General features: G+C 71.6%; 20 protein-coding genes. 12 read left to right on the plus strand and 8 right to left on the minus strand.

Annotated elements, in window-relative coordinates:
* The first annotated feature begins 146 nt into the window (after window positions 1–146).
* The 3 genes from JHE00_RS18030 (at window position 147) to JHE00_RS18040 (ending at window position 3,856) form a co-directional block, all read left to right on the plus strand.
* Window positions 147–2,423, plus strand: coding sequence for a SulP family inorganic anion transporter (locus JHE00_RS18030; RefSeq protein WP_200319498.1), 2,277 nt, complete (start codon window positions 147–149; stop codon window positions 2,421–2,423).
* Window positions 2,424–2,458: 35 nt separating this feature from the next.
* Complete coding sequence (bioD, locus tag JHE00_RS18035; protein ID WP_200319500.1) at window positions 2,459–3,181, plus strand: dethiobiotin synthase; 723 nt, start codon at window positions 2,459–2,461, stop codon at window positions 3,179–3,181.
* Window positions 3,182–3,277: 96 nt separating this feature from the next.
* Window positions 3,278–3,856, plus strand: a complete 579-nt coding sequence (locus JHE00_RS18040) for a DUF2567 domain-containing protein (protein WP_307831991.1) — start codon at window positions 3,278–3,280, stop codon at window positions 3,854–3,856.
* 7 nt (window positions 3,857–3,863) lie between these two features.
* On the opposite strand, the gene JHE00_RS18045 is transcribed toward JHE00_RS18040, so the two are convergent.
* Both JHE00_RS18045 and JHE00_RS18050 read right to left on the minus strand, forming a co-directional pair.
* Entirely contained in the window at window positions 3,864–4,571 is a 708-nt protein-coding gene (locus JHE00_RS18045; RefSeq protein ID WP_200319502.1) for an LON peptidase substrate-binding domain-containing protein, read from the minus strand.
* Window positions 4,572–4,576: 5 nt separating this feature from the next.
* Window positions 4,577–5,260, minus strand: a complete 684-nt coding sequence (locus JHE00_RS18050; RefSeq protein WP_200319504.1) for an NUDIX hydrolase — start codon at window positions 5,258–5,260, stop codon at window positions 4,577–4,579.
* A 112-nt stretch (window positions 5,261–5,372) separates the two neighbouring features.
* On the opposite strand from JHE00_RS18050, the gene nadA reads away from it, so the two are divergent.
* The 4 genes from nadA (at window position 5,373) to JHE00_RS18070 (ending at window position 9,635) form a co-directional block, all read left to right on the plus strand.
* Window positions 5,373–6,380, plus strand: a complete 1,008-nt coding sequence (gene nadA, locus JHE00_RS18055) for a quinolinate synthase NadA (RefSeq protein ID WP_200319506.1) — start codon at window positions 5,373–5,375, stop codon at window positions 6,378–6,380.
* Window positions 6,377–8,041: an L-aspartate oxidase gene (locus tag JHE00_RS18060; protein ID WP_200319508.1), complete on the plus strand. Its 1,665-nt coding sequence runs from the start codon at window positions 6,377–6,379 to the stop codon at window positions 8,039–8,041. Before nadA ends, JHE00_RS18060 begins: the two co-directional genes overlap by 4 nt.
* The gene (gene nadC / locus JHE00_RS18065; protein ID WP_200319511.1) at window positions 8,038–8,889 is read left to right on the plus strand and encodes a carboxylating nicotinate-nucleotide diphosphorylase; all 852 of its coding nucleotides are present in this window, start codon (window positions 8,038–8,040) and stop codon (window positions 8,887–8,889) included. The genes JHE00_RS18060 and nadC overlap by 4 nt, the downstream gene beginning before the upstream one ends.
* Window positions 8,890–8,993: 104 nt before the next feature.
* Window positions 8,994–9,635 (plus strand): LuxR C-terminal-related transcriptional regulator, encoded by a 642-nt coding sequence (locus JHE00_RS18070; RefSeq protein ID WP_200319513.1) that lies wholly within the window; start codon window positions 8,994–8,996, stop codon window positions 9,633–9,635.
* Here the strand turns inward: JHE00_RS18070 and JHE00_RS18075 are convergent.
* Window positions 9,632–10,426, minus strand: coding sequence for a carbon-nitrogen hydrolase family protein (locus JHE00_RS18075; protein ID WP_200319516.1), 795 nt, complete (start codon window positions 10,424–10,426; stop codon window positions 9,632–9,634). The two genes, JHE00_RS18070 and JHE00_RS18075, sit on opposite strands and share 4 nt — an antisense overlap.
* A gap of 111 nt (window positions 10,427–10,537) precedes the next feature.
* On the opposite strand from JHE00_RS18075, the gene hisD reads away from it, so the two are divergent.
* From hisD to JHE00_RS18095, 4 genes are read left to right on the plus strand one after another with little or no spacing between them, the layout of a single operon-like run.
* The gene (hisD, locus tag JHE00_RS18080; RefSeq protein ID WP_200319518.1) at window positions 10,538–11,863 is read left to right on the plus strand and encodes a histidinol dehydrogenase; all 1,326 of its coding nucleotides are present in this window, start codon (window positions 10,538–10,540) and stop codon (window positions 11,861–11,863) included.
* The gene (locus JHE00_RS18085; RefSeq protein ID WP_372440469.1) at window positions 11,860–12,993 is read left to right on the plus strand and encodes a histidinol-phosphate transaminase; all 1,134 of its coding nucleotides are present in this window, start codon (window positions 11,860–11,862) and stop codon (window positions 12,991–12,993) included. Before hisD ends, JHE00_RS18085 begins: the two co-directional genes overlap by 4 nt.
* Complete coding sequence (hisB, locus tag JHE00_RS18090; RefSeq protein WP_200319520.1) at window positions 12,990–13,589, plus strand: imidazoleglycerol-phosphate dehydratase HisB; 600 nt, start codon at window positions 12,990–12,992, stop codon at window positions 13,587–13,589. The genes JHE00_RS18085 and hisB overlap by 4 nt, the downstream gene beginning before the upstream one ends.
* Complete coding sequence (locus tag JHE00_RS18095; RefSeq protein WP_200319522.1) at window positions 13,590–13,748, plus strand: CG2302 family histidine operon protein; 159 nt, start codon at window positions 13,590–13,592, stop codon at window positions 13,746–13,748.
* Between the two features lie 72 nt (window positions 13,749–13,820).
* On the opposite strand, the gene JHE00_RS18100 is transcribed toward JHE00_RS18095, so the two are convergent.
* Window positions 13,821–15,980, minus strand: a complete 2,160-nt coding sequence (locus JHE00_RS18100) for an MMPL family transporter (protein WP_200319524.1) — start codon at window positions 15,978–15,980, stop codon at window positions 13,821–13,823.
* A 194-nt stretch (window positions 15,981–16,174) separates the two neighbouring features.
* Here JHE00_RS18100 and JHE00_RS18105 point away from each other — a divergent pair, with 194 nt between their 5' ends.
* A complete protein-coding gene (locus tag JHE00_RS18105; RefSeq protein ID WP_200319526.1) occupies window positions 16,175–16,756 on the plus strand; it encodes a TetR/AcrR family transcriptional regulator in 582 nt (193 codons plus the stop codon).
* Window positions 16,757–16,832: 76 nt separating this feature from the next.
* Here JHE00_RS18105 and JHE00_RS18110 read toward each other — a convergent pair whose 3' ends face one another.
* From JHE00_RS18110 to JHE00_RS18125, 4 genes are all read right to left on the minus strand, one after another.
* Window positions 16,833–17,381 carry an RNA 2'-phosphotransferase gene (locus JHE00_RS18110; RefSeq protein WP_200320370.1) on the minus strand — a complete coding sequence of 183 codons (549 nt, stop codon included), beginning with the start codon at window positions 17,379–17,381 and terminating at the stop codon, window positions 16,833–16,835.
* Window positions 17,382–17,434: 53 nt separating this feature from the next.
* Entirely contained in the window at window positions 17,435–17,899 is a 465-nt protein-coding gene (gene soxR / locus JHE00_RS18115) for a redox-sensitive transcriptional activator SoxR (protein WP_200319528.1), read from the minus strand.
* Window positions 17,900–18,237: 338 nt separating this feature from the next.
* The gene (locus tag JHE00_RS18120; protein WP_200319530.1) at window positions 18,238–19,047 is read right to left on the minus strand and encodes a sugar phosphate isomerase/epimerase family protein; all 810 of its coding nucleotides are present in this window, start codon (window positions 19,045–19,047) and stop codon (window positions 18,238–18,240) included.
* Entirely contained in the window at window positions 19,047–20,204 is a 1,158-nt protein-coding gene (locus JHE00_RS18125; RefSeq protein ID WP_200319532.1) for a dihydrodipicolinate synthase family protein, read from the minus strand. The genes JHE00_RS18120 and JHE00_RS18125 overlap by 1 nt, the downstream gene beginning before the upstream one ends.
* Window positions 20,205–20,263 lie beyond the last annotated feature (59 nt).

Raw genomic sequence — 20,263 nt, forward strand, 5'->3', positions numbered from 1 at the left:
CGATAGCGGACAAATCACGCACTGTCGGGTTATCTGGTTGCAGTCCACCGGGAGCGCTCTGGCTCTCCGCGGTCGACGACGACCCCGGACGGCATCCACTCAATGTGAAGAGCCTTCGCAACTGTCGCCTACCAGGAGGGTGATCCATGACGCGGAACGTCGATCGAACCAACGAGGGGAGTGAAGGCGTGCGCGCTCGTCCCCGAGAGTTGCTGGGCACGATCCTGCGCTATGACGTCCCCGCTTCCCTTGTGGTCTTTTTGGTCGCGGTGCCGCTGTCGCTGGGGATCGCGCTCGCTTCCGGCGCCCCGATCGTGGCCGGCCTGATCGCCGCTGTCGTCGGTGGCGTCGTCGCGGGTGCGCTCGGCGGCGCACCGATGCAGGTGAGTGGTCCCGCGGCGGGACTCACGATCGTGATGGCCGAGACCATCAACCAGTTCGGCTGGGTCGTCACCTGTGCGATCACCGTGTGCGCCGGCGCGCTCCAGGTCCTTTTCGGACTGAGTCGCGTCGCTCGTGCCGCGCTCGCCATCTCCCCGGCGATCGTGCACGGCATGCTGGCCGGGATCGGTGTGACGCTCGTGCTGGGCCAGCTGCACATCGTGCTCGGCGGCGAGCCGCAGAGCTCCGCCGTCGACAACGTGCTCGAACTGCCGAGCCAGATCATCAACCTGCACGACACCGCCGCGTTACTGGGACTGCTGACCATCGCCATGTTGCTGGTGTGGGGCAAGCTGCCCGCCGCCGTGCGCAAGGTGCCGGGGCCGCTGGCCGCGATCGCGGTCGTCACGGTGCTCGCCGTGACCACGGGTGCTTCGGCCGAGCGGGTCGACCTGCCCGGCAACGTGCTGGAGCTCGGTTTCGTGCCGCAGTTCCCCGACAGCGGCTTCTTCGAGTTCGGCATCGCGGTGCTCACCATCGCGCTGATCGCGAGTGTGGAGTCGCTGCTGTCCGCGGTGGCCGTGGACAAGATGCACACCGGGCCGAGGGCCAACCTCAACCGCGAGCTCGTCGGCCAGGGCGTCGGCAACATGACCTCGGGCGCGTTCGGCGGCCTGCCGATCACCGGCGTGATCGTCCGCAGCTCCACCAACGTGGCCTCCGGAGCGCGCACGCGGGCCTCCGCGATCATGCACGGCCTGTGGATCGTGCTGTTCGTGGTGGCGCTGGCCGGGCTCATCGAGTCCATCCCGCTCGCCGCGCTCGCCGGACTGCTGGTGCACGTCGGCGCCAAGCTCGTGAACATTGCTCACATCCGGCAGGTGCTCAAGCACGGCGATCTGCCGCTCTACGTCGTGACGTTGCTCGGCGTGGTCGTGATCGACCTGCTCTCCGGTGTCCTCATCGGTATCGCGATGTCGCTGCTGATGATGCTGCACCGGACCATGTGGTCCGGAATCCACCTCGAGGGCGAGGGCAGGCAGCGGCGGCTCGTCGTCGAGGGCGCGCTGACGTTCCTCTCCGTGCCGCGACTGTCCACTGTGCTCAACTCGATTCCCGAGGGCACGTCGGTGACGCTGGAGCTGGTGGTCGACTACCTCGACCACGCCTCGTTCGAATGCCTGCACAGCTGGCAGCAGGCGCACGAGCGCACCGGCGGCACCGTGGTGGTGGACGAGATCGGGCACCCGTGGTTCGCCAAGGGCAAGTCCGCCTCGCCGACCGTGCGCAGGGGCGCAGGCACACGCTCGGCGCCACGATGGCTGGCGCCGTGGTCGGAGTGGATGGCCAAGGATCACGGGGTGGAGATCCCCGGCCAGCGCACCGAGCCGCTGCGCAGGGGCACGTCGGAGTTCCAGGCTCGCACCGCGCCGCTGGTGCAGGAGACGCTCAGCAGGCTCGCCACCGGCCAGGATCCGCACACGCTGTTCATCACCTGCGCCGACGCGCGCATCGTGCCGAACATGATCACCAGCAGTGGCCCCGGCGACCTGTTCACCGTGCGCAACGTCGGCAACTTCGTGCCCGAGCCGCTGCACGAGACCGCCGAGGACGACACGTCGGTGGGCGCGTCCATCGAGTACGCCGTCAGCGTGCTCGGCGTCCGCGAGATCGTGGTCTGCGGGCACTCCTCGTGCGGGGCGATGAAGGCGCTCGTCGGGGACGTCCCCGGCGGAATGCCGTCGCTCGCGCGCTGGCTGCGCCACGGCGAACCCAGTGTGCGGCGCTACCGCGCGGAGGGCTCGGTGACGTGCGACGGCACGGTGCAGGATCTGCCGGGTGACCGGCTCGCTCTGCACAACGTGCTCCAGCAGCTGGACCACCTGCGCGGGTACGCGGCGGTCGCCGAGGCGGAGCGCAAGGGCGAGCTCCAGCTCACCGGGATGTACTTCGACGTCGGCAACGCGCAGGTCTACCTGCTCGACGGCGACCGCGCGACCTTCGCGTCGGCCGGCTCGGAGACGCCGGTGCAGACCGGCTGACAGGCGGCGAGCGGCCGGTATTAGTGTCGTGAGCCGTGACCGTGCTGGTGATCTCTGGAACGGGGTCCGGCGTCGGGAAGACCGTGGTGAGTGCGGCGATCGCCGCACTCGCCAGGGACCGCGGCGACGGCGTTGCCGTGCTCAAGCCCGCGCAGACCGGTGTGGCCCCGGATCAACCGGGTGACCTCGCCGACGTGCGCAGGCTGGCCGGTGACGTCGACACCCGGGAGCTGCGCCGATATCCGGACGCGCTCTCCCCGGAAGCCGCGGCGAGGCGTAGCGGCCTGTTGCCGGTCACCCCGGCGCAGGCCGCTCGTGCCGCCGGCGAGCTGCACGAGAAGAACGACCTGGTCCTCGTCGAGGGCGACGGTGGACTGCTCGTGCGGTTCGATCCCGGTGGCGGCACCGTCGCCGACGTCGCCTGGTCGCTCGGCGCGCCTGTGCTGATCGTGGCCGAGGCGGGTGCTGGCACGCTCAACGTCACCGCGCTCACCGCCGAGGCCGCCGCGCGGCGCGGGCTCGACGTGGCGGGCGTGATCGTGGGCTCGTGGCCTTCGGCACCCGACCTCGCGGCCCGCAGCAACCTCGCCGACCTGCCCGCGGCGGCGGGTGCTCCGCTACTCGGTGTGCTGCCCGAGGGGCTCGGCGCGGCGACGCGCGAGGAATTCCTCGAAGAGGCCAGGCGCGGGTTGTCGCCGTGGTTCGGCGGCGAGTTCGATCCCGACTGTTTCGCGGACAGCGCCTCGGCACAGACGTGATCCGGCACGCGCACGGCGCGGCGAACTCCGGCACGGCGACCGGTTAGGCTGAGTCACGCCGAGTGAGGAACCGGCGGGGGTAGAGGAGGGCCGGGAGTGCCAGACCAGCAGGCCGAGGCCACGTGGTTCGCCCAGGCGTTCGCCGGGGTGCGGCGCGAGCCGCCGAAGGTGGTCGTCAAGGCGGATCTGCTGCCCGCGGTCAGTGTGCTGTCCATGGTGGGCCTGCTCGGCATCCCGCTCGGCTGGGTCTGGTCGCTGCTCGCGCCGCCGCAGCGCATGCGGGTGGTCAGTGCCGACTCCGACCCGGTGCCGCTGCAGCTGGAGAGCTGGCACCGGTTCGACGGCATCGCGATCTTTCTGCTCATGGGCCTGTTCGCCGGGCTGATCGTGGGCATCGCCGTGTGGTTCCTGCGCGAGCGACGGGGACCGGTGGTGCTCATCGCCGCGGTCGCCGGATCGCTGCTCGCCGCGTGGCTCGGCGCCCGCATGGGCGTCTCCTTCGCCGAGGGGCGGTACGCGCTGGCCGGCCCGCCTGCCGTCGGCGACATCATCGAGAAGGCCCCGGTGCTGGAGAGCGGGTGGACGCTGCTCGCCCAGCCGTTCACGACAGCGGCCGCCTACGGACTGCTCGCCACGTGGAACAGCAGCGACGACCTCGGCCGCAGGCTCGCGTAGCGACCCCTCAGTTCAGGCTCGGCTTCGACTCGGTGTCCACCTCGGTGAAGGGCGCCGGTACCGCCCGGAGTTCCGACAGGAAACCCGCTTCTCGCGCCAGCAGCTGGCATACGGTGCGGAGTCTGCGCAAAGGGTTGCGTTCTTCGAGCAGTGCCTGCCGATCGGCGACGGGCAGCAGGCAGTCGGCCGCGAGCAGATAGGCGAGCTCCTCCGCGCGGGTCTCCGGATCCGGGATGTTCCAGCCGTCGCGTTCCCACGCCGACGCGCAGTAGCGGTGGTGGGAGGCCCTCGCCAGATCGCCCAGCCTGGCCGCCGCGTCGGCACTGCCGTCGGGAAGCGGATGGTCGTCGACCCACTCGACGGTCCCGACGAGGTACGGCGCCGCGCGCGCGTCGATGTCGAGCAGCCGGAACCGGCGGTCGCCGGTGGTGACGAGGTCGAAGCGCCCGTCGGGCAGTTGCTTGGCCTGGCGCAGCACCGCCGCGCAGCCGACCGGCTGGACGTGGTCCAGCTCCTCCACCTCGCGCACCAGCGCGGTCTTGATCGCGACGACACCGAAGAGCCGGTCGGGCAGCGTCTCGTTGACGAGGTCGACCGTGAGCTGCCGGTAGCGCGGCTCGAAGATGTGCAGCGGCAGGTGGGCTCCCGGCAGCAATACGGTCTGCAACGGGAAAAGGGGGAGGGTTGTCACACCTTCCGGTCTCGAATCGGGCACGGGCCTCACGTTACGGCGTCGGAGCGGGCCGCGCGCGTTCGCGAACGAGCACCCTGTTTCGGTGCCGGTGGTTTGAAGACCGCGAACGGGTCGGTGACCTGCATGTCGTCGTGTGCGAACGAGTACAGCGCCGCGGGCCGTCCGCCCGCTTTCCCCGGCGGTGCAGTGCAGCCGGTGGGGACCAGCAGACCGCGCCGCGCGAGTACGCGCTGGAGGTTGGTCGCCGAGACGCGGTAACCGAGCGCGGCCGAGTAGAGCGCGCTCAGCTCGGAGAGCGTGAACTCCTGTGGTGCCAGCGCGAAGCCGAGGTTGGTGTAGCTCAGCTTCGCGCACAGGCGGTCGCGCGCCCCGAGCACGATCGCCTCGTGGTCGAAGGCCGTGCGCGGCAGTGAGTCGACCGGATGCCACGCGGTGTCCTCTGGCACTTCGGGATCGACGCCGGAGGGGACCAATCCGAGAAAGGCCGTGGCGACCACGCGCGGCCCTGGCACGCGATGCGGGTCGCTGAACACCGACAGCTGCTCGACATGGGTCAGCTGCTGGATGTCGACCTTCTCGGCGAGCTGGCGGCGGATCGAGGTCTCGACGTCCTCGTCGGGGCGGAGTCTGCCGCCCGGCAACGACCAGCGACCGAGGTGGGGATCGAGCGCCCGCCGCCAGAGCAAGACCTGCAGTGTGTCGTAACGCACCTGCAATACGGCCGCAAGGACCTCGTGTGCCAGGGGGTTGGTGCTGTTAATATGAGACCGCACAGTTTTCGATTATAAGGCGAAAACTACCGGAGGCAACCGGAGGATCGACATGACGGTGCAGGCGGAGGCATTCGTTCCCTATGGGGGTGTCGAGGCCGATGCGAACTGGGTCGAGGAGGTGCGCAGGCTCGCGAAGGAACGCGACGCCGTGCTGCTCGCGCACAACTACCAGCTCCCCGAGATTCAGGAGATCGCCGATCACACCGGCGACTCGCTGGCGTTGAGCCGGATCGCGGCGGCCAGTGACGCGTCCACGATCGTCTTCTGCGGCGTCCACTTCATGGCGGAGACCGCCAAGATCCTGGCGCCGGCCAAGACCGTGCTCATCCCGGACGCGAGGGCGGGCTGCTCGCTCGCCGACTCGATCAACGGGGAGCAGCTGCGCGAGTGGAAGGCGCAGCATCCCGGCGCGGTCGTGGTCTCCTACGTCAACACGACCGCCGAGGTGAAGGCCGAGACCGACATCTGCTGCACGTCGTCGAACGCCGTCGACGTGGTGGCGTCGATCCCTGAGGACCGCGACGTGCTGTTCTGCCCGGACCAGTTCCTCGGCGCGCACGTCAAGCGGGTGACCGGGCGCGAGAACCTGCACATCTGGGCAGGTGAGTGCCACGTGCACGCCGGGATCAACGGGCCCGAGCTGGCCGAGCGCGCCGCGGCGTCGCCGGAGGCCGACTTGTTCATCCACCCCGAGTGCGGCTGCGCCACCTCGGCGCTCTACCTCGCGGGCGAGGGCGCGGTGGAGCCGGAGCGCGTGAAGATCCTGTCGACGGGCGACATGCTGCACGCGGCGCGGGAGACGCAGGCGTCGTCGGTGCTCGTCGCCACCGAGGTCGGCATGCTGCACCAGCTGCGCAAGGCCGCGCCCGAGATCGACTTCCGCGCGGTGAACGACCGGGCGTCGTGCCGCTACATGAAGATGATCACCCCGGCCGCGCTGTTGCGTTCGCTGCGCGAGGGTGCCGACGAGGTGCACGTCGACCTCGACGTCGCGGCACGGGCGAGCGCGTCCGTGCAGCGGATGATCGAGATCGGCAAGCCTGGCGGCGGGGAATGACCGGTCCGGTTAGCGATCATGAGGCGAAAACCGGGCGTCCACAGCGTCGACAGCATCCTCGGTGGGAGGCCCGGGCCGATCTGGTCGTGCTCGGCAGCGGGGTCGCGGGGCTGACCGCGGCACTGCGTGCGCGGGAGCTCGGGCTCCGCGTGCTCGTGGTGACCAAGGCCAGCGTCGCCGACGGCAACACGCGCTGGGCGCAGGGCGGCGTCGCCGTGGTGCTCGACGGGGAACGCGACGAGGGCGACACGGTGGCCGCGCACGTGGCCGACACGATCACGGCGGGTGCGGGTCTCTGCGACGACGGCGCCGTGCGCGAGATCGTCGGTGCCGGTCCCGCCGCGGTCGCCCGGCTGCGCGCGAGGGGTGCCGAGTTCGACGCGGGCGCCTCCGGTCTCGCGCGCACCCGCGAGGGCGGGCACAGCGCGTTCCGCGTGATCCACGCGGGCGGCGACGCGACGGGCGCCGAGGTGGAGCGCACGCTCGTCGCGGCGGCCGGGGAGCACGGGATTCCCGTGCTGGAACGCCACCTCGCGGTGGACGCCCTGCGCACGCCGGCCGGTGACGTCGCCGGTGTCACCGTGCTCGACCCCGCCGGGGTCCCCGGGGTGCTGCGCGCACCCGCGGTGCTGCTCGCCACCGGCGGTTACGGCCAGCTCTACCAGGCGACGTCGAACCCGGAGATCGCCACCGGCGACGGCCTCGCACTCGCGTTGCGCGCGGGAGCGGTGGTGGCCGACATCGAGTTCGTCCAGTTCCACCCCACGGTGCTCTACACGCCGGGCGCCCGCGGCCGGTGCCCGCTGGTCACCGAGGCGGTGCGCGGCGAGGGCGCGGTGCTGCTCGACGGCGCGGGCGAGCCCGTGATGCGCGGGGTGCACCCGCTGGGCGACCTCGCGCCGCGCGACGTCGTGTCGGCGGCCATCACGCGCAGGATGGCGCAGGCGCCAGGCGGCATCGACGATCACGTCTTCCTCGACGCCACGGCGATCTCCGGCTTCGCGCGCCGCTTTCCCACGGTGCACGCGGCGTGCGTCGCGGCTGGCACCGACCCCGCGCGGGAGGCGATCCCGGTGACCCCGGCCGCGCACTTCGCGTGCGGCGGCGTGGTGACCGGGACCGACGGGCGCACCGGCGTCACCGGTCTGTACGCGGCGGGCGAGGTGGCGCGCACCGGGCTGCACGGCGCCAACCGGCTCGCGTCCAACAGCCTGCTCGAGGGCCTCGTCGTGGGGGAGCGCGCCGCCGAGGCCGTGGCCGCCGACCTGGCCGCGGGCGTCCTCGCCAACCCCAAGCACGGCAGTGCGCCCGAGACCGGTCCGGTGGCGGTCACCGAACGCGACGCGTTGCAGCGCGTGATGAGCCGCTACGCCGCCATCGGCCGCGACGCCGACGGCCTCGCGGCGGCGGGCTCGGTGCTCGACCTCTCGGCCACCGACCGTCCGTTGTGGACGCAGGATGCGGTGGAGGACGCCGCGCTGACCCTGCTCGCGCAGGCGCTCGTCGCGGCCGCGGCGCGGCGCACCGAGTCGCGTGGCTGCCACGTGCGCACCGACGTCACCGCCCGCGACGACCTCGCGTGGCGGCGCAGCCAACTGATCAAGCTCAGCCCGTCCGGCCAGCCCGTGCTGGCCGACCCCGTACTGGAGGGAGCGGCGTGACCGCACTCGACCTCGACGACCTCCGCCGCGTCGTGACCACGGCGCTGGCGGAGGACCTGCGTTACGGACCCGACGCCACCACGGCGGCCACCGTGCCAGCCGAGGCCACCGCCATCGCCGAGCTCACCCCCCGCGCCGACGGCGTGCTCGCCGGCGTACCCGCCGCGCTGGCCGTCTTCGACGAGGTGCTCGGCGACGCCTACGAGGTGCTGGCCCGCGAGGAGGACGGCGCCCCGCTGGTCGCGGGCAAGCCCGCGCTCGTGGTGCGCGGGAGCGTGCGCGGACTGCTCACGGCCGAGCGCACGGCGCTCAACCTGGTGTGTCACCTCTCCGGCGTCGCCACGGCGACGGCGGCGTGGGTGTCGGCGGTGCGGGGCACGGGCTGCGCGATCCGCGACACCCGCAAGACCCTGCCGGGCCTGCGGTTGCTGGAGAAGTACGCCGTGCGCTGCGGCGGTGGCGTGAACCACCGGATGGGCCTCGGCGATGCCGTGCTGATCAAGGACAACCACGTGGTCGCCGCGGGCTCGGTCGCCGAGGCGCTGCGGCTCGCGCGCGAGCACGCGGCCGGGCTCGCCTGCGAGGTGGAGGTGGACGATCTGGTCCAGCTCGCCGAGGCGCTCGCCGCGGGCGCCGACGAGGTGCTGCTCGACAACTTCACGCCGCAGGACTGCGTGCGCGCGGTGCGGATGCGGGACGAGGCCTCGCCCCGGACCCGGCTGGAGTCCTCGGGCGGACTGCGGCTGGAGAACGCTCGCGCTTACGCGGAGTCCGGAGTGGACTATCTCGCGGTCGGTGGCCTCACCCATTCGGCCCAGGCTCTGGATCTCGGGATGGACTTGAAGTAGAGCGCCGTCCCAGCTGTCACGACCACGGGCGTCGTGGCGATTTCCTGTAGGCGGCTCACGGGGTCCGATACCCTGCTCGGGCGCGCGAGGGTGGGGTGAGGTGCATGGCTGAGACCGTCGTCGTCGGGGTGATCGAGGATCACCCGCTCTACCGCGAAGCGCTCGCGCGGGTGCTGTACGAGGCCGACGACATCGAGCTGGGCGCCGTCGCCGAGTCGGTCGGGCATTTCGCCGCGCGCGACCAGCGGCCGGGGACGGTGGTGGTGCTGGACCTCAAACTGCGCGGCCTCGCCGACGCCGCGGCGGTGCGGCAGGTGGTGGCGATGGGCTATCACGTGCTCGTGATCTCGGCCCACGCCGGACAGTCCGAGGTGCTCGGCGCGATCTCCGCGGGCGCCCGCGGCTACCTCACCAAGGAGGCCGAGGGCGGCGAGATCCTCGACGCGGTACGCGAGATCGGTGCGGGCGGCTCCTACGTCTCGCCCGCGCTCGCGTCGTTCGTGCTCGCCGCGCAGCGCAACGCCGCGACGCGCGCGGAGCTGTCGGAGCGCGAGAAGCAGGTGCTCGCGCTCGTGGCGGCGGGCGAGCGCGACCAGGACATCGCGGACACGATGCGGATCAGCGTGCGCACCGTGCGCTCCTACCTCGACCGCATCCGCGACAAGACGGGCAGGCGCCGCAGGCCCGAGCTGACCCGGCTGGCGATCGAGGAGGGCATCACGGTGCCCGGGCGCCCTGGCCGCTAGCGGATCTTGCGGTTGGCCAGCACGGCGGTGGCGATGCGCGACTTCTCGGCGACGGCCGGGTCGACGTCGGCCACCAGCAGTCCTGGCTCCGCTCCGAGCTGGGCGTGCACGCGGCCGAACGGGTCGGCCACGGTCGAGTACCCGATGCCGGTGGGCGCCTTGGGGTTCACGTCGACGCCCGCGGCCTTCGGGTCGGCCTGCCCGCACGCGAGCACCCACGTGCCCGAGTCGAGCGCGCGGGCCCGCACCAGCAGTTCCCACTGCTCGCGCTTGCCCTCACCCGCTCCCCACGACGCGGGCAGCACGACGGCGCCCGCGCCCGACTCGGCCAGGGCCTGGAACAGGGCGGGAAAACGCACGTCGTAGCACGTCGCGACACCCAGCGTGACACCGTCGACGTCCACCGTGACCAGGTCGTCGCCGCCCGCGACGGTGTCGGACTCGCGGAAGCCGAACGCGTCGTAGAGGTGGATCTTGTCGTAGCCCCGGTGCACGCCGAGGCCGGTGAGCAGCAGCGTGTTGCGCACCCGCTCGCCGTCCGGGGTGAACATCCCGGCCACCACCAGCACGTCGTGTTCGCGCGCGAGCTCGCTCACGGCCCGCGCCCACGGGCCGTCGAGTGCCTCGGCGATCGGGCCGAGCTTCACGCCGAAGCGCGCCATCGCCGCCTCGGGGAACACGACCACGCGTGCGCCCTCGCCCGCGGCCTTGGCGACCCATTCGCGCATCAGGTCCAGGTTCTCGGCGGGTTCGGCGCTCGACGTGAGCTGGCACAGGGCGATCCGGAGCACGGTGACCTCCTCGCACGCGGGTGTAGGGGCAGTATGCCAGCGCGCACGGGCGGCGACGGGCGGCAAGGCCCGTGAGCTGGGTGGCAGTGCTCACCTCGTACCCTTGAGGGCATGTTGAACCGCACCGACCTGCGAGGTCGTGTCCCGGCACCTGGACAGCTGCGCGCGGTGCTCCCGCGCGCCGAGGTGGACGTGGACGCGGCGTTGCATCAGGTGCGTCCCGTGGTCGAGGCGGTGCGTGACCGCGGCGCCGAGGCCGCGCTCGAGTACACCGAGCGGTTCGACCGGGTCCGGCCCTCGTCGGTCCGGGTCCCGGCGGACGAGCTGCGGCGCGCGCTCGCCGGGCTCGACCCCGCCGTGCGCGAGGCCATCGAGGAGTCGATCGCCAGGGCGCGCGTGGTGCACGCCGACCAGCGGCGCGCCGACGTCACCACCACGGTCGCCGAGGGCGGCACCGTCACCGAGCGCTGGGTTCCGGTCGGTCGCGTGGGGCTCTACGCCCCCGGCGGGCTCGCGGTGTACCCGTCGAGCGTCGTGATGAACGTGGTGCCCGCGCAGGCGGCCGGGGTGGGCTCGCTCGTACTGTGCTCGCCGCCGCAGGCCGACTTCGACGGGCTGCCGCACCCGACGATCCTCGCCGCGGCCGAGCTGCTCGGCGTGGACGAGGTGTGGGCGGTCGGCGGGGCGCAGGCCGTGGCGCTGCTCGCCTACGGCGGCACCGACACCGACGGCGCCGAGCTCGAGCCCGTGGACCTGGTCACCGGGCCGGGCAACATCTACCTCACCGCCGCCAAGCGCATGCTGCGCGGCATCATCGGCATCGACTCGGAGGCAGGTCCCACCGAGATCGCGATCCTGGCCGACGGCACCGCCGACCCGGCGCACGTGGCGGCCGACCTGGTCAGTCAGGCCGAGCACGACACGCTCGCCGCGAGCGTGCTCGTCACGACGTCGCCGGAGCTGGCCGACGCCGTCGACGCGGAGCTGGTCCGCAGGGTCGCCGCCACCAAGCACACCGAGCGCGTGACGGAGGCGTTGCACGGCAGGCAGTCCGGCACCGTCCTGGTCTCCACTGTGGACGACGGGCTCGCCGTGGTGGACGCCTACGCCGCCGAGCACCTGGAGATCCAGACCGAGGACGCGGCCGCCGTGGCGGCGCGCGTGCGCAACGCGGGCGCGATCTTCGTCGGCCCGTACGCGCCGGTGTCGCTCGGCGACTACTGCGCGGGCTCCAACCACGTGCTGCCGACCGGTGGTTTCGCCCGGCACTCGTCGGGCCTGTCGGTGCAGAGCTTCCTGAAGGGGATCCACGTGATCGACTACAGCGCCGAGGCGCTGCGCGAGGTGGCGGGCAAGGTGGTGGCCCTCGCCAACGCCGAGGACCTGCCCGCTCACGGCGAGGCCGTCACCGCACGGTTCCCGGAGGGCGCCGCGTGAGCGCCGCCGGGGACGCGCCCGCCGAGGTCGTGTCGGCCGTCGACGCGGTGACGCTGGACCAGCTGCCGCTGCGCGAGGACCTGCGCGGCCGCAGCCCGTACGGCGCTCCGCAGCTCGACGTGCCGGTGCGGCTCAACACCAACGAGAACCCGTACCCGCCGCCGCCCGAGCTGGTCGCCGACGTCGCCGAGGCCGTCCGTGAGGTGGCCGCGGAGCTGCACCGCTACCCGGACCGCGACGCGCTGCGCCTGCGCGACGAGCTCGCGGCGTACCTGTCGGTGGCCACGCGGGTGGCGCTCACCGAGCGCAACGTGTGGGCGGCCAACGGCTCCAACGAGGTGCTGCAGCAGATCCTGCAGGCCTTCGGCGGCCCGGGTCGCAGCGCGCTCGGGTTCGAGCCGTCGTACTCGATGCACCCGATCATCGCCGCGGGCACGCGCACGGACTGGGTGCCTGCGCCGCGTCGTGAGGACTTCACACTCGACACCGACGCCGCCGCGCGGATCGTCGCCGAGCGCGCGCCGGACGTGGTGTTCCTGACCAGTCCCAACAACCCGACCGGCGGCTCGATCCCGCACGGTGAGCTCGAGGCCGTGCTCCGTGCGGCTCCCGGGATCGTGGTGGTGGACGAGGCCTACGCGGAGTTCTCGGCGCAGCCCAGTGCGGTGACGCTGCTGGAGGAGTACCCGGCCAAGCTCATCGTGTCGCGCACCATGAGCAAGGCGTTCGCGTTCGCGGGCGGCAGGCTGGGCTACCTGGCCGCCGCGCCGGCGGTGGTGGACGCGCTGCAGCTCGTCCGCCTGCCGTACCACCTCTCGAGCCTCACGCAGGCCGCCGCGCGCGCCGCGCTGCGCCACGCCGACCAGACGCTGGCGTCGGTGGCGAAGCTCGCCGCGGAACGTGACCGGGTGGTGGACGAGCTGCGCGGCCTCGGTTTCTCGCCGGTGCCCAGCGACGCCAACTTCATCCTCTTCGGACGGTTCACCGACGCGAAGGCCAGCTGGCAGGCCTATGTGGACAGCGGAGTGCTGATCCGCGACGTCGGCGTCGAAGGGCACCTGCGGGTCACCGTCGGCACGCCGGAGGAGAACGACGCCTTTCTGCGGGCGAGCAAGGAGGTCCCGAGGTGAGCAGGGTAGGCAAGATCGAGCGCACCACCAAGGAGTCGTCGATCCGCGTCGAGGTGGATCTCGACGGTACCGGCGTTGTCGACGTGTCGACAGGGGTGCCGTTCTACGACCACATGCTGCACTCGTTCGGCGTGCACGGGTCGCTGGACCTCACGGTCGCGGCCGAGGGTGACGTGCACATCGACGCCCACCACACCGTCGAGGACACCGCGATCGTGCTGGGCCAGGCGATCCGCGAGGCGCTCGGCGACAAGAAAGGCATTCGCCGCTTCGGTGACTGCTGGATCCCCATGGACGAGACGCTCGCGCACGCCGCGATCGACGTCTCCGGCAGGCCCTACTGCGTGCACGTCGGCGAGCCGGAGCAGTTCAGCACGTTCACGATCGGTGGCAACTACCCGTTCGTGCTGACGCGGCACGTGTTCGACTCGCTGTCGTTCCACGCGCAGATCGCGCTGCACGTCCGCGTCGAGTACGGCCGCGACCCGCACCACATCGCGGAAGCCCAGTACAAGGCCGTCGCCAGGGCACTGCGCGCGGCGACCGAACCGGATCCCCGCGCGGGCGGGATCCCCTCCACGAAGGGTGTGCTGTAGATGTCGGGTCAGTGGGTGGCACTTCTGCTGCTGGCCGTCGCGGGTTTCCTCGTGGGCGGCGTCTGGAGCACGTGGAGGAACGGCTCGCGCGGACTCGCCGCGGTGCTGACCTTCGCCGCGCTGCTGTCGATCGGCGGCGCCGTGGCCTGGCTGGCCTAGGTACTCACACGACACAGGGCCCGCCGCCGCGAGGATCGACCTTCGCGGCGACGGGCCCTGTTTTCGTGACCGCTACACCGGTTCGAGGGCTCGCTCTCCCTCGCGCTTGGCGAGTTTCTCGCCCTCGACGTCCACATTGGGCAGGATGCGGTTCAGCCACTTCGGCAGCCACCACGCGTGCTTGCCCAGCAACGACATCACCGCGGGCACCAGCGTCATGCGCACCACGAACGCGTCCACGGCCACACCGAAGGCCAGCGCGAAGCCGATCGACTGGATCAGCGACTCCTTGGCGAGGACGAACCCGGCGAACACGCTGATCATGATCAGTGCCGCGGCCGTGACCACGCGGGCACCGTGCTTGAAGCCGGTGATCACCGCCGTGCCCGGTTCGGCGCCGTGCACGTACTCCTCGCGCATCCGGGTCACCAGGAACACCTGGTAGTCCATCGCGAGCCCGAACAGCACGCCGATGAGCAGGATCGGCAGCATCGACATGATCGGCCCCGTCGACTCCACGCCGAGCAGGTCGCTGAGCCAGCCCCACTGGAACACGGCGACGACGGCGCCGAACGCGGCCACCACCGAGCCGAGGAAGCCGAGCGTCGCCTTGAGCGGCACCACCACCGAGCGGAACACCAGCATCAGCAGGATGAACGCGAGCCCCACGATGAGCGAGAGGTAGGGAAGCAGCGCGTCGGCCATCTTCTGGGAGACGTCGATGTTCATCGCGGTCTGCCCGGTGACGGAGATGTCCGCGCCCGTCGAGTCGCGCAGCTCGCCCGCCTCGGACCGGATGTCGCTGACGAGGTTCTCGGTCTCCTCGCTGCTCGGCCCACTCAGCGGGATCACGTTGAGCAGTGCGGTGTCGCCGGCGGGGTTGAGCTGCGGGGGAGTGACGGCCGCGACGCCGTCGAGCGCCCCGATGCGCTCGGTCGCGGCCTGCACCGCGCCCTGCGGGTCCTCGTCGGTCTGGATGACGACCACCAGCGGACCGTTGGCGCCGGGACCGAAGCCCGAGCTGATCAGGTTGTAGGCCTTGTTCTGGGTGGTCTCGGGGCCCGCCGTCTCGTCGGTGGGCAGGCCGAGCCGCATGGACAGCGCGGGAATCGCGATCACCAGCAGCGCCACGACGGAGCCCAGCAGCACGAGCACCCGGTGCCGCGCCACGAACGACGCCCACCGTTCGCCCGCGGGCCGCGTGGAACGCTCGGTCTTGCGCAGGCCGGGAACGCGCCCGGCGAACACCTTCATCCCGGCGAAGCCGAGCACCGCGGGCAGCAGCGTGACGGCGATCAGCACCGCGATGGCCACGGTGACCGACGCGGCGACACCCATCTCGCCGAGCAGCGGCACACCGACGACGGTGAGCCCGGACAGCGCGATGATCACCGTGAGTCCCGCGAACACCACCGCCGAGCCCGCGGTGCCCACGGCGTGGGCCGCGGCGTCCTCGGGTGCGCGTCCGTCGCGTAGTTCGTGCCGGTAGCGCGAGACGATGAACAACGCGTAGTCGATGCCGACGGCGAGGCCGATCATCAGCGCGAGCACCGGCGAGTACGAGCTGAGCTCCATCGGGCCGGACGCGACGAGGATGCCCGCCATGCCGACGCCCACGCCGATCAGCGCGGTCAGCAGCGGCAGTCCCGCGGCGATCAGCGAGCCGAACGTGATCACCAGGACGATGGCCGCCACGACGACGCCGAGCACTTCGGTGGCCTGCGTCTCGAACACGGGCTGGAGCGCGTCGCCGCCGAACTCGACCTCGAGCCCCGCGTCGCGGCCCTGATCGGCCGCGGCCAGCAGTGCCTCGCGGTCGGTGTCGGTGAGCTCGAAGCCCGGGACCGAGTAGCTGACCTGCGCGAGCGCGACGCGGCCGTCCGGTGACACCGACTGCGCCTGGAACGGATCGACGACCGCGGTCACCTTGGGCGCGTCCTGCAGCGAGGCGACCACTCCTGCCACGGCCTCGCGGTCGAGCGTCTCGCCCTCCGGCGCTGCGAGCACGACGCGCGCGGTGGCTCCGCCGACGCCTGCCTCGGGGAAACGTTCTTCGAGCTGGTCGATGGCGCGCTGCGACTCGGTGCCGGGAATGGTCACCGAGTTGGTCAGCTGTCCCGAGAGGGTCGCGGCGCCGAGGCCGAGCCCGGCGAGCAGCACCACCCACAGTCCGGCGACGAGCTTGCGCCGCCGGAAGGAGAAGCGGCCGAGCCGGGAGAGAAAGAGGGCCACAACGGGCTCCGTTTCTGCTGTGGTTCACACGATCGAGTTACGCACAAGCTAGCCGATCGGCTAGGAGCGGCCAAGCCGATCGGCAAGTGTGTGACTTGCCGAACAGCAAGTGGCGAGCTAGCCGATCGGCAGGTATCGGGGTTTGCCGCCCGGGAGGCCGGGGCGTACTGTCGTGCTGCTCGTGAGGAGGATCGATGACCGCAGGCACGACCACAGAGGACACCAGGTCACGTCTGCTGGCCACCGCGCTGAGACAGTTCACCCTGCACGGCGTGGAAGGCACGTCGCTGCAGATGATCGCGGCGGACCTCGGCGTCACCAAAGCCGCCGTGTACTACCACTTCAAGACCAAGGACGAGATCACCGAGGCCGTCGCCGCCCCGGCGCTGGCGGAGTTCGAGACGGTCATCGACGAGGCTGCGGCGCAGCGCACGCGGGGCGCGCAGATCGAGCACGCACTCGTCGGCTTCGTCGATCTCGTCGTGAGGCACCGTCCGCTCGTGGCGCTGTTCAACAGCGACCCCGGCATCCAGCGCGCGATCGAACGCTCGCTCAAGGGCGCTGAGAACTTCAAGACGCGGATGATGAGCGTGCTCGTCGGTCCCGATCCCACGCTCGCCGACCAGATCACCGTCCACGTCGTACTCGGCGGCCTCGCGCTCGCGGGCGGCGGCGAGGAGAACGCCGAGATCGACGACGAGACGTTGCGCGAGCACCTCATGGCCGCGGGCAGGCGCCTGCTGGGCCGCCCCCGCCGCCGATCCCCGAGGCCCTGACTGCGGCCCCGCCAGCCCGAGCTCACCGATGCGGTGAAGGGCACCTTTCCCGCGTTCAACGCAGTAAAGGTGCCCTTCACCGCAGCTGGCGCAGGAAGGCGGGCGGGACGTGGGGTGTGAGCCAGACGTCGTTGGCGCTCAACCGGAACTCGTGTCCCGCCTCGGTCAGCGCGGCGGCGTCCACCACCAGCAGCACGGGTCCGCCGCGGCGGGCGCCGACCGCGCGGGCCGTGGCCTCGGTCGCGGACAGGTGGACGTCGTGACGGCGCATGGGCCGCAGGCCCTCCCGCAGGATCGCGGGCACGAATCGGGCGACCGTGCCGTGGAAGAGCGTGGGTGGTGGCGTCGCGAGCGGGAGTCCCAGCTCCACGCCGACGCTGTGTCCCTGGCTGGCGCGGATGCGGGCGCCCGAGTCGTCGAAGGCGTAGCGGCGCTTGTCGTTGCGCTCGACCACCTCGGCCAGCTCGGCCCGGGTGAGGCGGAGTCCGTGCCTGCCGAGAGCGGCGAGCAGTTCGTCGACGTCCACCCAGCCGTCGTCGCTGAGTTCGATGCCGATGCGCTCGGGCGCGTGGCGCAGATGCAGGGAAAGCCGCTTGGACATGCGGATGAGGTCGTGTTCTTTCATGTCCGGAGCCATTGGCCCACGATGCCGACCTCGACCGCAAGCGCTTTACGCGCTCAGATGCCGCCTTCGCTGGTGGGCTTGAGCAACGGGGCGCCGGGCCCGAAGCGCGAGAGGTTGTCGTCCACGTTGTGCAGGCCGCACGTGCGCAGGGACAGGCAGCCGCAGCCGACGCAGCCGGTGAGCTGGTCGCGCAGCCGCTGCAGCGCGTCGATCCTGGCGTCGAGCTCGTCGCGCCAGTTGCGGGACAGCCGCGCCCAGTCCGCCTTCGTCGGCGCGTGGTCCTTCGGCAGCGACGCCAGCGCCTGCCCGATCTCCTCCAGGCTGAGCCCCACGCGCTGGGCGGCGCGGATGAACGCGATGCGCCGCAGCACGGCGCGGGGGTACCGGCGCTGGTTGCCTGCGGAGCGCTCGGAGAAGATCAGCCCACGGTCCTCGTAAAACCGCAGCGCCGTGTGGGGCACGCCGCTGCGGTCCGATACCTGTCCGATGCTCAGGTGGTCGGCAAGCTTCGTCGTCACAGCCGCCACAGTACCCCGAGTTACACCTAGGTCGAGGTTGCCGGGCGGTGCAGGTCAGGGAGTTGTCGAGGTCCGATCGATGTTCGGCCGGTCCGTGCGGTGCGAGGTGTGACGGGAGTCATTCCGAAGCTTGCGCCGGGTCTGCCGGGGCAGCACGACATCGCTGATGACGGGGAACGGATCGCTGTCGATGTCGTCGCGCCAGGCCCTCAACATGTCGTCGAGTGGATTTTCCTGGGCCATGCCGGCCTCCCGAGGCAGAACGTGTCCGAACGTCTACCCGGGAGGCCCGACCCCTAAACCACGATTCCAGGAAAATTCCGGCCGCGACTCCAGACTCAGTCCACGTGCTCGGCGTAGGAGTCGATGACCTGGCGAAGTACCTGGTCACCTGGCTGTGCCCACAGCTCGGCGTTGAAGATCTCGACCTCGATCGGACCCTGGTAGCCGGCCGCCTCGACGCACGCGCGCAGCCCGCGGTGGTCGATCGGGCCGTCGCCGGGCAGCGCCCTGCCCAGGAAGGTGTCGGTGAGCGGCACCAGCTGGTCGCACACGTGGAAGCCGAGGATGCGGCCCGCCGCCTTCGCGATCGACTCCTCGACGCGCGGGTCCCACCAGACGTGGAACTCGTCGACGACCACGCCCACCGCCTCGGCGGGGTGCTCCTCGGCCAGCGTCAGCGCCTGGTCCAGTGTGGAGAGCACCGAGCGCTCGGCGCACTGCATCGGGTGCAGCGGCTCGAGCCCCAGCCGCACGCCACGCTCCAGCGCGTACGGCGCCAGCTCGCCCAGCGCGTCGGCCACGCGTTGCCGCGAGCCCGCCAGGTCGTTGTTCGCGATGCCGCCGACCACGAGCACCAGCACGTCGGTGCCCAGCGCGGCCGCCTCGTCGATGGCCTCGCGCGTGTCGGCGACGCCGTCCACAGGGGACCCATCGGGCGTCACGCCCGTGAAGAACCCACCACGGCACAACGACGACACCCGCACCCCGTGCTGCTTGAGCAGCTTCGCGGCCTGTTCGACACCGATCTCGGCGACCTTGTCGCGCCACGGCGCGATCCAGCCGACGCCGCTGGCGGCGCAGCCCTCGATGGCCTCGGCCAGCGACCAGCGCTTGGTGGTGATCTGGTTCAGGCTCAGCCGTTCCATCACGACACCCCCGCCGCGGTCAGCAGCGGGCGCATCCGCGCCACCGCCTGTTCGGGATCCGCCAGCACGCCCGCCGCGTCGGCGAGGCGCAGCACGTCGGACAGGTGCGCGATCGAGCGTGCCGACTCCAAGCCGGCGACCATGCGGAAGTGCGACTGGTGGCCGTTGAGGTAGGCCAAAAAGACCACGCCCACCTTGTAGTGCTTGGTCGGCGCGCGGAAGATCTCGCGCGAGAGCGGCACCGTCGGGTCGAACAGCTCGGAGAAGCCCGCGGTGTCGCCCGCGTCGAGGCGGGCCAGTGCCGCGCCCGCGACCGCCGCGATCGGGTCGAAGATGCCGAGCAGCGCCTCGCTGTGGCCCTGCTCGTCACCCGCGATCAGCTCCGGGTAGTTGAAGTCGTCGCCGGTGTAGCAGGCGACGCCCTCGGGCAGCGCGCGGCGGAACTCGGTCTCCACGGAGGCGTCCAGCACGGACACCTTCACTCCCGCGATGACGTCGGCGTGCTCGGTGCACAGCGCGGCCAGCTCGGCCGCCGCGGCGCGGACGTCGGAGTGGCCCCAGTAGCCCGCGAGCGCGGGGTCGAACTGCTCGCCGAGCCAGTGCAGCAACACCTTGCCCTCGGCACCGGAGAGCAGCTTGCCGTACGCGGAGCGATAGTCCTCGGGCCCGGACGCGGCGGCGGCCAGCGCACGGCTGGCCATGATCACCGGGGTGGCGCCCTCGGCGGCGACGAGCGCGAGTTGTTCCCGCCACGCGTCCACCACCTTGTCCACAGTGGAGGGACCGGGCGGGAGCTGGTCGGTGCCGACGCCCGCGCACCAGCGACCGCCGGTGGACCTCGCCGCGGCGCCGGTGCGCCGGATGAGCTCCTGCGTGGTGGCCCAGTCGAGCCCCATGCCGCGCTGGGCGGTGTCCATGGCCTCGGCGACCCCGAGTCCGCACGACCACAGGTGGTGGCGGAACGCGAGCGTGGTGTCCCAGTCGAGCACCACCGAGTGCGCGGGGTCGCCGGGGGAGAGCGGGTCGGCGACGACGTGGGCGGCGGCGTAGGCGATGCGCGAGCGCGGCGGCTCGGCCGGAGCGTCCGGAACCGTGCGTCCGGACGGCGACCAGCTCTCGAGCGTGCCGTCCCTGGTGGGTAGCAGCAACCCAGTCATGACAACTCCGTCTCTACTGAAAGCGCTTGCAAGAAAGCGTTTTCAGACACCATAGGTCA

The organism is Prauserella cavernicola (genome assembly GCF_016595675.1).
Taxonomy (GTDB): Bacteria; Actinomycetota; Actinomycetes; order Mycobacteriales; family Pseudonocardiaceae; genus Prauserella_A; species Prauserella_A cavernicola.

Excerpts from the sequence above, each read along its gene's own strand:
- hisD (WP_200319518.1), top strand. The coding sequence starts at position 10,538 with ATGTTGAACCGCACCGACCTGCGAGGTCGTGTCCCGGCACCTGGACAG.
- JHE00_RS18070 (WP_200319513.1), top strand. The coding sequence starts at position 8,994 with ATGGCTGAGACCGTCGTCGTCGGGGTGATCGAGGATCACCCGCTCTAC.
- JHE00_RS18125 (WP_200319532.1), bottom strand. The coding sequence starts at position 20,204 with ATGACTGGGTTGCTGCTACCCACCAGGGACGGCACGCTCGAGAGCTGG.
- JHE00_RS18030 (WP_200319498.1), top strand. The coding sequence starts at position 147 with ATGACGCGGAACGTCGATCGAACCAACGAGGGGAGTGAAGGCGTGCGC.
- JHE00_RS18110 (WP_200320370.1), bottom strand. The coding sequence starts at position 17,381 with ATGAAAGAACACGACCTCATCCGCATGTCCAAGCGGCTTTCCCTGCAT.
- JHE00_RS18060 (WP_200319508.1), top strand. The coding sequence starts at position 6,377 with ATGACCGGTCCGGTTAGCGATCATGAGGCGAAAACCGGGCGTCCACAG.
- JHE00_RS18105 (WP_200319526.1), top strand. The coding sequence starts at position 16,175 with ATGACCGCAGGCACGACCACAGAGGACACCAGGTCACGTCTGCTGGCC.
- JHE00_RS18120 (WP_200319530.1), bottom strand. The coding sequence starts at position 19,047 with ATGGAACGGCTGAGCCTGAACCAGATCACCACCAAGCGCTGGTCGCTG.
- nadA (WP_200319506.1), top strand. The coding sequence starts at position 5,373 with ATGACGGTGCAGGCGGAGGCATTCGTTCCCTATGGGGGTGTCGAGGCC.
- JHE00_RS18095 (WP_200319522.1), top strand. The coding sequence starts at position 13,590 with ATGTCGGGTCAGTGGGTGGCACTTCTGCTGCTGGCCGTCGCGGGTTTC.